Here is a 12,347-nt window from a genome sequence, read left to right as displayed (position 1 = left end):
AAAATATAAAAGACGTGGTACTATCCCTTAGTCCTTCGCAATTCTGTAGCGATCTTAAGTATGTCATCGGCTATTTTGTTGAACGATAGTTCAGAGTTGAAATGCTGCATTAGTTTCTGCGACAGTTCCTGCTTGTTCACGGTTTGCAATGACGAAAGAGTCTTAGCCAGCCCGGCTGCATTGCCGGCTTCAAAGTTAAAGGCATACTTTCCGTAACCTGTTATGGCACCAAACGACGGTATCCTGGTAACAACGGGGATGCAGCCACAAGCCATTGCTTCAATCAAAGCATACCCGGAGCCTTCGTGGTGGCTGCCGGAAATGAAGAAGTCAGCGGCCGAATACCAGGTAGCCAATTCTGAATGAGGCACTTTGCCGATCAAGCGAACTGCGTCCTTCAGTGTTTTACTGGCAGCAAGCCTTTCTTTGATCTGTCCAAGCAATTCTTCGGTTTGGTAGATCATATACAGCTTCGCCCCCGGTTGCTGCGACAGGAATTGCTCAAAGCCTTCCAGCACAGTCAACGGGTCTTTGCCGGCATTCAACCTGCCAACTGATAAAAAATTGAACTGGCCACTCATGTCGAGCTTCTTCTTACTTTCTTCTTTGTCCCGAGGCCTTAGTTGCGTCGAACACTCCAATACTTCGTACACCTTGCTGATGTTTGAAATAACGCCGGCACGCACCCATTGTTCCGCATTGCCTTTCGCTGTGAACAGGTATCCATCTATTGCTTTATCAGCCAGCCTTTGAAAAAACCATTTCAGGTTGCTGACGAAAGGAGACTCACCATGGTGCTGAACGAGTATAACAACCTGCGGACCAAGTGCTCGTCGCAGTAACCATGTTTGCACTGGAAATATCAATCCCTGTACTAAAACAACATCAGGATTAAATTGCTTTAACTGTTTGTGGGCCTTTACAGGAATGTGAAAGAAACTGCTACCGCCGGGGAAGCCGGTAAACTTTACGCCATGCCTGTTGATCTCTTCTTTAGGAATTCCGTGTTGTATTACCTGTATATCTGCATGTTGCTTCAGGCTATTGAGATACACGAGCGAAAGGTCGATGGTCTTCAATACCGCCGACAGGTTGTCGAATGCTTTGTGCTGGAAATAGCTGACGTCGGCGAATTTTAGCATACAGATGGTGCTAAAATAAGTCGAATCAGGAAGACATGCTATCGTCTTGTTTTATGGGCAGCAAAATATTGAACTGCGTACCTTGGTCTATCTTGCTGGTAGCGTTTATATGCCCTTTGTGCTTTTCAACTATCTTTTTGCAAATGGCCAGGCCTATACCGGTACCTTCAAATTCGGTTTTGGTGTGCAGGCGCTGGAAGATGGTGAAGATCTTATCGGCATACTGTTGATCGAAACCTATACCGTTGTCGGTAATCGTTATCCGGCCATATTCCCCCGGCTTCAGCACCTCGCCCGAAGACAATTCGCTCACGGCGGAGTATTGAATAGTGATGACAGGAGTAACGCCAGGCTTGTTAAACTTAAGCGCGTTGCTGATAATATTCTGGAACAACTGGCGCATCTGGCCGGGCACGGCATCTATTATCGGCAGCTTGCTCACCTTTATTTCTGCACTCTTTTCCTGTATGGCCAACTCCAGGTCCTGCAGTATCTCGTTCACAATAACATTCAGGTCTACTTTCTGGAATAGCGAGTTAACTGACAAGCGCGAAAAAGCAAGCAGGTCGTTGATCAGCCTCGTCATCCGGGCCGATGAACTGATGATCCTGTCAACATAGTCATTCCCCCCGTCGAGTGTTTCGCTGTATCTATCCTTCAGCATATTGCTGAAAATATGGATCTTCCTGAGTGGCTCTTTAAGATCGTGTGAAGCTACGGATGCAAACTGCTGCAGGTCGTGGTTGCTCAGCTCTAGTGCGTCGTTGATCCTGCGCAATTCCTTAGTGCGCTCCTCCACCTTCTGCTCCAATATCTCCGTCGCCATCTTTTGTTCATTGATGTCGGTGGTAGTACCCACCCACATCTTGAGCGAGCCGTCGGCGTTGCGCATGGCCTGTGCCCTAAGCAGGTGCCAGCAATACTGGCCATCGGCGTCTTTTATCTTTATCTCCAGTTCAAACCCACTAGCACCTTCCCTGATCGCATTCTTCCAGGTAGTCTTTAAGTTCTTAAGATGGTTGCCGTGCACAAAGTCCATCCAGCCCCACTCTCTTCCAGCCTGCACGGGCAGCCCAGTATAGGTGCTAAAATGCTGATTGAGGAACGATATCTTGCCCGTAGGACCCGCAGTCCAAACTATGAGCGGCATGGCCTCGGCAAGGAATTTTCGCTGGTTAATATTCTCCAGCACTTCTTCCTGCGCTTTTTTCAGGCTTGTTACATCCATCATCGAGTGCAGCATGCGGTATGGCGTACCATACTCATCCTGCAAAACATAGCCCCTGTCGAGAATGTAAGAATATTCACCATTGGCAGTCTGGAAACGGTACTCATCGCTCCACTGCTTGCCGTTCGTGTTGATAACATGGTCGATGCCCTTTATCACTCGCTGGCGGTCGTCGGGGTGTATCTTATTGACCCAGTAGCTGCGTTTTACATCCTTCTTTTCGGCCGTGTAGCCAAACATACCGTAAAAGCTGTCGCTTAGCCACACCTGATTGTTGATCAGGTCCCAATCAATGATCGCATCGTTCGTGGCTTTTGACACCAGCCTGAAACGCTCTTCGCTTGCCGAAAGTTCTTTGGTCCTCTCGGCCACTTTCTTTTCGAGCGACATGTTGAGCTTTTTCAGGTCTTCTTTTGCCTTGATCAGCTCATTGTAGTTTGCCTTGATCTTATCTTCTGCATCCTTCTTGCTGGTAACATCATTGAATGTCACAACAACGCCGTCCATCATTTTCACGATCACAGCATCAAACCACTGAGCACCGGTGCCGTTTTTGTGAAAGTATTCGAAGTACATCGGCTGGTTGTTACCCACAACGGTGGCGCATCGGGCCTGCAATCCGTTCTTAGCTACATCGGGTATCGTTTCTCTCAGCGTGCGGCCAATAAGGTCGCTGCTTTTTTTCTTAAATAACTTCTCTGTTGAATCGTTTACAGCGATCCACACGAAGTCTGATATCTGTCCTTCTTCGTCGCGCACCGCCCTGAAAGCCATAATACCATTCTGACTGGCATTGAATACGCTGTTCAGGATATTATTGAGCTCTCTTATCGAAGTAATATCAACAAATGTCAGTATGACACCATCGCTCGTCTTGTTCTGGCGCACGTATGGGTATATACGCATCAGGCTGTATTTACCATTCTTCAGCAACAACTCGCGCTCCAAAACAGTATTGTTTTTCATTACCGACTGTATGTCGGCCGACAGGTCACTATCGTGAATATTGGTAGAGATATTACTAAAAGGCCTTCCGATATCGAGGTCCAGAACATTGATCAGCTTAACAACTGCGGGATTAAACTTCCGTATCCGCAGTTGTTTGTCAAGAAATATCTGCCCTATGTCCGTACTGCGGAAGTAATTGTTCAGATCGTCATTCAGCTCTATCAGCTCGTTTATCTTCAGCTGATGTTCGGTATTGAGCGTGTGCAGCTCTTCGTTCAGCGACTGCAACTCCTCGTTAGAACTTTGCAGTTCTTCGTTCGACGATAACAACTCCTCGTTGCTCGACTGCAGTTCTTCGTTAGTAGTTTCCAGTTCTTCAATCGCTGCCTGCAAGTGTTGTTTGGTATCTTTCAGCTCCGATTTCAACTCCGCGATATAATCCTGCTGCACCTTATCCAATTCAGACACATCGATACCGGGCTTTATTTTGACCGCATCGTCTTCATTTTCTCCCAGTATCACTAGTGTGTACGGAAATGATTCGACCTGCGAAGGCCGTATAATGATGCTAACAGAGCGCACCTTATTGTCACTCTTTACGAGCGCCTTCCTGATGCTCACCTTTTTATTTTCTTTCCACGCCTTCCGGATAGCCATCCCTAGTGTCGTAGAAAGATCCTGCGGCACCATACGCAACAGGTTAAGGTTTAAGGTCTGCTCGGGCAGCGAAAGATATTTCTTAAAATCCCCTACAGCTTCTTTAACCTCGTAGTTCTTGTCAATGTACAGCGCGATATATCCGAGATCGTCGGTGATGATCTCTTTAAGGTCGTCTGTCAGTCCTTTTTGCGCCGACCGCGCCGTGTGCCCGTCAGCACTAAGACCATCTTTCCGAAACGCAGCTTTCTGTAATGAAAAATGGTTGCCTCCATGACCAGTGGTAGCAGCACCGTCGCTCACTCTTTGAGTCCTTACGCCGGCTTTTTTATAGACTTTCCATTTGCGGTCAATCTCTGCCAGGTTCTCATTAGACATCGATACCGTTTCGCTGGAGCCGAGAAACAAATAGCCATCGGGATTGAGCGAAAAGTTGAGTGTTGAGATTATCTTCTTTTGCAGTACCGGGTTCATGTATATCAACATGTTCCGGCAACTGGCCAGGTCGTTCTTTATGAAGGGGGGATCTTTAATAATGTTGTGCTTTGCAAATACGATCTGTTTGCGCAGCTCAGGAACTATCTGGTATTTCCTTGAGTGCTTGATAAAGTATTTATCCAGCAGATCACGTGGTACATCTTTCGCTATAGATGCGGGATACTCTCCTTTTGAAGCAATATTGATCGCATTACCATCGATATCTGTTGCAAAGAACTTAGGTGTCAGGTATTTTTTGCTTCTAAGCAGGTGTTCATTCACCAGCATGGCTATGGAATAAGCCTCTTCGCCAGTACTGCACGCAGCTATCCATACCTTGACCGTATCTCCGTCTTCCTTCTCAGCTATGATCTGTGGAATAACCTTTTCATCCAGTACATCAAAAGCAGCAGCATCTCTGAAAAACCGTGTAACGCCTATCAGGAAATCCTTGCAAAGCGTTTTACATTCTTCAGGGTTTTGCCCCAGGTAATTTATATACTCGTTGATGTTCTTATAACCGTGATGTGCCATGCGCCTGGATACACGGCGCAGTATTGTAGGCAGTTTATAGTTGTGAAAATCACAACCGGTTTGCTTCACCACCAGTTTGAAAACCTGTTCCAGCAGGTCCAGGTCTACCTGGCCCTTTGCAAAAATATTTGGTGGTACTTCCTGTGCGTGGTTATTGATTTCCAACGGCATCTGGCCGGGAGCCAGAACAAAGTCAGCCAGTTCGGACGCTATTGCGCTCCTTGGCATGCCGTCGAATTTCGCAGTCTCAGGTTCCTGAACAACGACAAGGCCTCCTGCTTCTTTGATTGCGGCAATCCCCTTAGTACCATCGGTACCCGTACCTGAAAGAATCACGGCCACAGCATTCTCTCCGCAGTCTTCTGCAAGGCTGTAAAGAAAAGTATCAATTGCAGTGTTGGGCCCTTTGTCGTCGCTACTTTTTTCAGTGAGCTGCAGCCGACCAGCGGCAATGCTCATGGTCTTTTTCGGCGGTATCACATAGATGCAGTTCTTCTCAACAGGCACATTATCCTTTGCCTCAAACACCTGCATGCGTGTATGCTTGGATACCAGTTCTACCAGTAAGCTCTTATAATCGGGCGATAAATGTTGAATGATAATGTAGGAAACATTGGCACCGGGCCTGGCATTATCGAAAAAATCGTGAATAGCTTCTAACCCTCCGGCAGAAGCACCGATGGCTACAATGAAATGATCCTGTTTTTGCAGGCTTTCACTCTCTCCGTTTACAACGCTGTTATCTTGTGTCTCAGTTATTTCCTTTTTCACGCGATTAACTTTCACGATAATGCAGACAGTTTCCTTAGCGAAAATTCAACCAGAACATTTCTAAAACTCTCTGCAACGGCAATTTCTTCTTTGCTCCAGGGCAGACTTGTGTTCTTTACCGTTTCCTGCCAGATGCCAAACGAATTTCGCGGATGGTAGTTTTTCCGGTCTGGCTCAAACTGAATGGCCTCATTCGGATTACCTCCCCAATCAACTACCTGTATCACTTCTGGCTTGAAACCCAGTATATAAGTTCCCCTGTTGGGATTGATGGGCAAAACAATCATGCCACTGGCTATCCCAGTTATTTGAGAACCAGCATCATATACTTCTGAAAGATTCGTTGCATGGAATACATTGTTAATATCTAAGCCCTGCAGCCACATTACGAGCTCATCGAGTGATTGTTTGGATGGAACTGTTCCTTTTGTAGTTAAACTTTTACCATCAATAATGGCCACATTCTCAGTTTGCAACAGATCAGCTATTGTGCTATCTCCATTCAACAAGCCTTTTACATAGTCATCCTGGTTATATATCTGCTCTACCAGTCGTGTCTGAACTCCCTTCAGGTAATTCGTGTAATTGAGTTCGTCCTCATTTTCCAGCATCGATATCTTCTGCGATACTACGCCCGATAGCAATTCAAATACCGAACACACTTCGTAATTGAGGAATTTTGGGGTCTTATGGTGGCAGGAGATCAGCCCCCAAAGCTGGTTGTCTTTGACGATGCGGATAGACATTGAAGCGACAACGCCCATATTTTTCAAGTACTCAAGGTGCACTGCCGCAACGCTCCGAAGATTACAATCGGCCAGGTCGGTGAACGCTTCTGTAACGGGGTTGATCACCGGTACCAGCTTTACGGGTGTAAAATCCCTGTTGGGTATCTGCCGATAGACATTCCTGTAATAAAGTTCCCTTGCCTGCTTAGGAATATCTGAAGCCGGGAAGCGTAACCCCATATAGGCATCCATTCCCTCTTCCTTTACTTCGGCGACTACAGTGCCGTTCCATTGTTCATCAAACCGGTAGATCATCACCTTATCGAAACCCGATACTTTCTTGAACTCTTCGACTGTGGTTTTACAAACCGCTTCAATTGTATCCGAATCGTTGATCGCAGCCATTGCGTGTTTCAAACGCTGGTAGATGGAGAGGAAGCTGGAACTACTATTGTCACCGATCTTCTCCAGCTCAATAACAATCACATCGTCTTTAGCGTGTATAATGCCCAGAAAGTCTCCGGTATTATTAAAGCTAAATGTCAGTGGCAGCTTCTCATTAGTAGCGGCTGCAAGCAATTGTTGCAGCTTACTGCATTGTTCATCCGTAATAAATTCAGAAAAGGGCTGCTCCAAAATATCGTCCACCTTTAGACCCAGCATTTCTTCTACATTCTGGCTTAGCTGCACTACATGGAGTGTACTCCTTTGCAAAACGATCAGCACACCATACGGCTGCACTTGGTTAATGAAATTGAGAGGCAAGCTGCCGCAGAATGTAGAGTCGAAGTTTTTTTGCATCGGTTTTAGTTTATCTCAGCCCAGCTCCTGAATTTTTTGAACGTGTTATCAGCAGCTGCCAATATCTCGTGGTGCGTTTCCGCATCACTGAACCGGTCGTTTATTATTTGCTTAAATGCACTCCATTTTTTCTCAGTGTCATCACCGTATCCACCAAAGAAATCAAAACCTTTGCTGCCGTCAGCATCGAGGTTTTTCATTAGTATGCCTTTGATAATTTTGCCACCGAGTGTTGATCCTTCCATTACGTACAGTGCACCAATGGCCTGGCGGGAATTGCCTATAAGCGGAAGATCATCGCATAACTTCAATGCGTTTTGCGAACCGCAAAGATAGTGAATATCCGACAGCAATGCAGACGTTTTTCTTCTTTCCTCATAGTCAGGAAGTAACGTATGATCAACGTGCTTGCTTACCAGCTCTTCGAGCGGTTTGAAGTATCCATAAAACAATTGCAGCACGTTTCTATACGCATCTTTGTCTGTTGCTTGTTTTATTCGGGGGATGATCAACTTCTCTAATTCCTGGTGCGAACCAGATGTATAGGCCTTAAGTTTATCAAGTAACATCGTACCGGGTTTAACGTGTCAAGATAGACGCCAAATGCAAGACTGTTGCTATATACCTAATGATTTACTTGATTGATATAAATAACTTGTTGATAGTGATGCGAAAGAAAAAAAACTGCAGTAATTGACCACACAAAAAGGACACAACACGTTTTTACAATTGATTATCAATAACTTGAGGCAAAAGACCATTTAAACCGCGACATTTAATTACAATTTAAGTTGCCTGCAAAATAGTTTGCCTCAACTTTGCCGCGCATTAATATTAAGTTTATAGCCACATTCTCGCTTCGCCTGCATGAAGATATCTCGCCTGATATTTATTAGCTTCCTGTTTATCCTGTTGTTGTTCTCTATTACTACCTACATCAACTACAGGCAGGCTAGCGCGGTTAAGGAAAACGCGGAATACATTTCGGTTTCGGGACAAACGATGAGGAATACGACCCGTTTCCAAAGGAATATCCTGAACATGGTGAGTGGTCTCAGGGGATACCTGCTTACGGGCGAGAAGTATTTCATCCAGACGTATGACTCGGCCGCCATTGAGAATGAGACCATTCTGAAAGAACTATTCGTCATGGTGCCTGATAGCTCGCAAAAGCACAGGCTCAACGAGATCATAGCCTTGAACAACATCTGGATGGACAACTATGCCGCGCCGCTGCGACAGGCAAAGATGTTATCGATCATCAACGATACCAACCTGCACGCCTTCCAGAAGATGTACCGGGAAAAGCTCGTCACAGGCCAGGAGAAAGAGATACAGGCCAAGCTTACTGCAAAATTCAAAGAGTTCAGCAACTACGAATACGCATCACGCGACTACAGGAAGGAACAACTGGCGAGATCTGTACAAACTACCGGACAGATATCACTTTATCTCACCGTTATATCCGTTTTGGTTAGCCTTATAATCGTAACGTTCCTGGCCCACCGCATTTCGTCTCGTATTGTCAACATGAGCAATCTTGCCAACGATATTTCGGCCGGCAACTATTTGGTACACATACCTGACGATGGTAAAGACGAATTGAGTGCACTCTCAAAAGTGCTCAACAATATGGCCAGTAAGCTATCTGAAACTATCTCAACGCTTAAGCGGAAGAACCAGGAACTGGACCAGTTTGCGCATATTGTTTCGCATGATCTCAAAGGACCATTACGCGGTATAGATAATGTAGTATCGTGGATAGAAGAGGATCATAAACAAGAACTATCACCGAAGATGAATGAGTACCTGCACCTGATAAAGGAACGGATAGTTCGCGGAGAAACACTTATCGCGGGTATTCTCTCTTATGCGCGCGTAGGCAAGGAAGTAAAACAGACCGAAGAGGTAAACGTCAATACACTTGTGAACGAGGTAATTGAGAACGTAGCGCATAAAAAAGGCTTGAGATTCATCATTCAGCCCGGCATGCCTACATTGCAAACAGAAAAGATACCTTTGTTCCAGGTGTTCTCAAACCTGATATTGAATGCTGTCAAGTATCACGATAAGGATACAGGTGCAATAAAGGTTTATTACCAGGACAGAGGTTACAAATATGAGTTCTTTGTAGAAGACGACGGACCAGGCATCTCCCGGGTGTATCACGATAAGATCTTTCAAATTTTCCAGACACTGAATGACAACGGACATTTTGAAAGTTCAGGCGTGGGGCTTGCTATCGTTAAAAAAATACTGGACGCAAAGAATGAGTCGATAAAGATCGCATCGGAACCGGGTAAAGGTTCTGTTTTCTCATTTACGTGGTCAAAATAAAATTGTTATGGATAAAATAGTCAACATACTGATCGTTGAGGATGACCAATTGGATGTAATAGACATACACCGCTCGCTGAATAAGATGGGCATCTACTACCAGCTTCATACCGCAAAGAATGGAGAAGAAGCTATTAAACTCCTCCAGGAAATGGGTAGCGACACACCACCAAAACTCCCGGATTTTGTACTGATCGACATCAATATGCCCCGCATGAATGGCATCGAGCTGCTGACCGTCATAAGGCAAACACCGGAGTGGAAGCATCTGAAATGTTTTATCATCACCACCTCGGACGAGCGAAGCGACCATGATGTCGCCAAGAAGCTAGGCGTATCGGGCTACATCACTAAACCATTGAAACTTAGCAATCCATCGTCGATGGACGCCTTCAACCTGATGATAGACCTGCTGAATACCAAAGCATAAAAAGACAGTTCGCCATTTTTAAGCCGCAAAGTTTAATCACTTTGCGGCTTTATTGCATATAAAATATCCTAACTTTATATACAATCACCAAAGTTCTTTCTCATCAAAATCCACTCGTATGAAACAGTATGTTTACTCATTACTGCTGGTCTTGCCATTGGCGGCAAGTGCGCAGCCCGTTCTACAAGTAGTTCAGGATTTCAAAGTCGGAACAAGCGCTAAATACAAAAAATGCGCGCCTGTTGCGCCCGGTGCCAATGGTGCCGGTATTACATGGAACTTCACCTCTCTTACCGCCCTGGGAGGCATGGACACGCTCAATGTTTCTTATCTCGCCGCAGGAAGCACCTATGCTGGAGCCAACGTGCTGGAGAAAACTTCTGACAGTGTCTCTCATTACATGAACATTTCCGGCAACACCAATCAAACAGTTGCTTATGCAGATTCATCGGTTGCCGGGATGAATATTACCAACGTATACAGCAACACGGCGCTTGCTATGCAGCGCCCACTAAGCTATGGACTCAATGTCACCGATACCTTTGCAGGCAACTTGCTGTTCTCAGGCTACACGCTACCTACATCAGGTTTCAACACCAGGAATATTGACGTTACGGGGTATGGTATATTATATGTACCAGGGGCCACCTACAATGATGTGCTAAAGGTGCGTGTTGAACATAAACAAACAAGCTCTATTGCAACGCCCGGACCTATATTGGTAAATCTTACCATCGTTTCCTACATGTGGTTCGATGCCATGCATAAATCTCCGCTGCTGCGCATTGATTCAATGTTAGTGAATGGCAGCCCTGCTCCACCCGTTCCCAACATGGCACGCAACAGCACTTCGTATTTGCTGAGCGAAACCTACCCGCAAAATATAGACAACGTATATGGAAGCAATATCAGCTTCAATGCCTACATCAAGGGTACATCGCTGACACTCGAAGCCAACCTTTCTCAAAACAAGACCTATAATATAGCGGTAACTAATCTCGCTGGTCAAACTGTGTTTAACGCTGAGTTTATGCCAACCTCGCCGCTCAATCAATTTGATACAGGCCATGACCTGCCACCGGCCATGTATTTGATAACCGTACAGGAAAAAGGCAACATGCTGAGCGCAGGCACCATTAAGATCATTAAATAAACTCTGCAATAGTTTTCAAAAAAGAGGCAAGGCAGCTTGCCTCTTTTTTTTATTCCGGCATAGGGGTATAAAGTTCTGGCTGCGTTTATCTGCAAAAGACACAAACAGAAACACGCATCTATATGAAAAAACAGATCTACACAGCAGCAGCATCTCTTTTCACTTTGTCTGCTATGGCACAGCCAACGCTTAATAAGGTTGAAGACTACACGGCCGGGACTAAAATAAAGGCATTGAATTGCCAAGCTATTGCGGCAGGCACTGCAGGCGCCAATCAAACCTGGAACTTTTCAGCTTTGACAGGCACAGATACTACTACATTCACTTACCTGGCCAATCCTGCATCAAGCCCATTTCCGGCTGCAAACCTTGTAGAAAAAAGCTCTGATAGCACCTACAGGTTCTTTAATAAAACTGCCGCGGCAACTTATACAGTTGGAATAACAGACTCATCATCCACTAGCGATAATGCTATGATATCCTATTCAAACACAGCCCTGGCCATGCAAAGGCCATTAACATATAACGCCACAGCCAGTGACTCCTTTGCTCATACTATTACAAACGGCATGTTTACGATCTACGGCAAGGGCGAAGTGCAAATGAAAGTGGATGGCTACGGCACACTGGTACTGCCCAATGGCACTTATAACAATGTGCTCAGAGTACGAATGGAGACAAACCAAAAGGACAGCATTGGTATACCGGGAAATCTGACTTTTATCACCCAGTTGGTGAGCTATGCCTGGTACGACAACGCCCACAAAGCGCCGTTATTACGTATCGATTCCAACGACGTTTCGGGCAGTGCTGATGTAGCTGTAAGCTATCTTTTGAAAGAAGATTATCCAGTTGGCATCGCCTCTATCAGCGCTAAAAACATCGAATTCTATGCATTCTTTAACGGCAACATGCTCGATGTCAATGGCGCGTTCGAAAGCGGCAAACCGTACGATCTGAATGTGCTTGACCTCGCAGGTCGTTCTATCCATGCAGAAACATTTATTGCCTCGGGTGCCGAAAAACACTTAACACTGCAAAACGATGCACCTGCGGGTATTTACATTATATCAGTGAGGCAAAGTGATGGTTCGGCCGGGGGATTCATCAAAGTCGCCAAAGACCATTAATCCAATTAAAG

General features: G+C 45.5%; 8 protein-coding genes. 4 read left to right on the top strand and 4 right to left on the bottom strand.

Annotation, left to right across the window (positions count from 1 at the left end):
* Positions 1 to 20: 20 nt before the first annotated feature.
* Genes P2W83_RS13145 through P2W83_RS13130 form a run of 4 tightly spaced genes read right to left on the bottom strand, consistent with a single transcriptional unit; the run spans position 21 to position 7,855 of the window.
* Positions 21 to 1,142, bottom strand: a complete 1,122-nt coding sequence (locus P2W83_RS13145; RefSeq protein ID WP_276134204.1) for a glycosyltransferase family 4 protein — start codon at positions 1,140 to 1,142, stop codon at positions 21 to 23.
* Between the two features lie 25 nt (positions 1,143 to 1,167).
* Positions 1,168 to 5,772: a chemotaxis protein CheB gene (locus P2W83_RS13140; RefSeq protein ID WP_276134203.1), complete on the bottom strand. Its 4,605-nt coding sequence runs from the start codon at positions 5,770 to 5,772 to the stop codon at positions 1,168 to 1,170.
* Positions 5,769 to 7,286: a GAF domain-containing protein gene (locus tag P2W83_RS13135; RefSeq protein WP_276134202.1), complete on the bottom strand. Its 1,518-nt coding sequence runs from the start codon at positions 7,284 to 7,286 to the stop codon at positions 5,769 to 5,771. The genes P2W83_RS13140 and P2W83_RS13135 overlap by 4 nt, the downstream gene beginning before the upstream one ends.
* 5 nt (positions 7,287 to 7,291) lie before the next feature.
* Complete coding sequence (locus P2W83_RS13130; RefSeq protein ID WP_276134201.1) at positions 7,292 to 7,855, bottom strand: biliverdin-producing heme oxygenase; 564 nt, start codon at positions 7,853 to 7,855, stop codon at positions 7,292 to 7,294.
* A 298-nt stretch (positions 7,856 to 8,153) separates the two neighbouring features.
* Here P2W83_RS13130 and P2W83_RS13125 point away from each other — a divergent pair, with 298 nt between their 5' ends.
* From P2W83_RS13125 to P2W83_RS13110, 4 genes are all read left to right on the top strand, one after another.
* Positions 8,154 to 9,623: a sensor histidine kinase gene (locus P2W83_RS13125; RefSeq protein WP_276134200.1), complete on the top strand. Its 1,470-nt coding sequence runs from the start codon at positions 8,154 to 8,156 to the stop codon at positions 9,621 to 9,623.
* 7 nt (positions 9,624 to 9,630) lie between these two features.
* Positions 9,631 to 10,053, top strand: a complete 423-nt coding sequence (locus P2W83_RS13120; RefSeq protein WP_276134199.1) for a response regulator — start codon at positions 9,631 to 9,633, stop codon at positions 10,051 to 10,053.
* Between the two features lie 118 nt (positions 10,054 to 10,171).
* The gene (locus P2W83_RS13115) at positions 10,172 to 11,206 is read left to right on the top strand and encodes a hypothetical protein (protein ID WP_276134198.1); all 1,035 of its coding nucleotides are present in this window, start codon (positions 10,172 to 10,174) and stop codon (positions 11,204 to 11,206) included.
* Positions 11,207 to 11,328: 122 nt separating this feature from the next.
* Entirely contained in the window at positions 11,329 to 12,336 is a 1,008-nt protein-coding gene (locus P2W83_RS13110) for a hypothetical protein (RefSeq protein WP_276134197.1), read from the top strand.
* Positions 12,337 to 12,347: the final 11 nt, after the last annotated feature.

It is taken from the genome of Polluticoccus soli (genome assembly GCF_029269745.1).
Classification (GTDB): domain Bacteria; phylum Bacteroidota; class Bacteroidia; order Chitinophagales; family Chitinophagaceae; genus Polluticoccus; species Polluticoccus soli.
The sequence above is the reverse complement of the archived record's forward strand: the minus strand, read 5'-3'. Positions and strand labels throughout refer to the sequence as shown.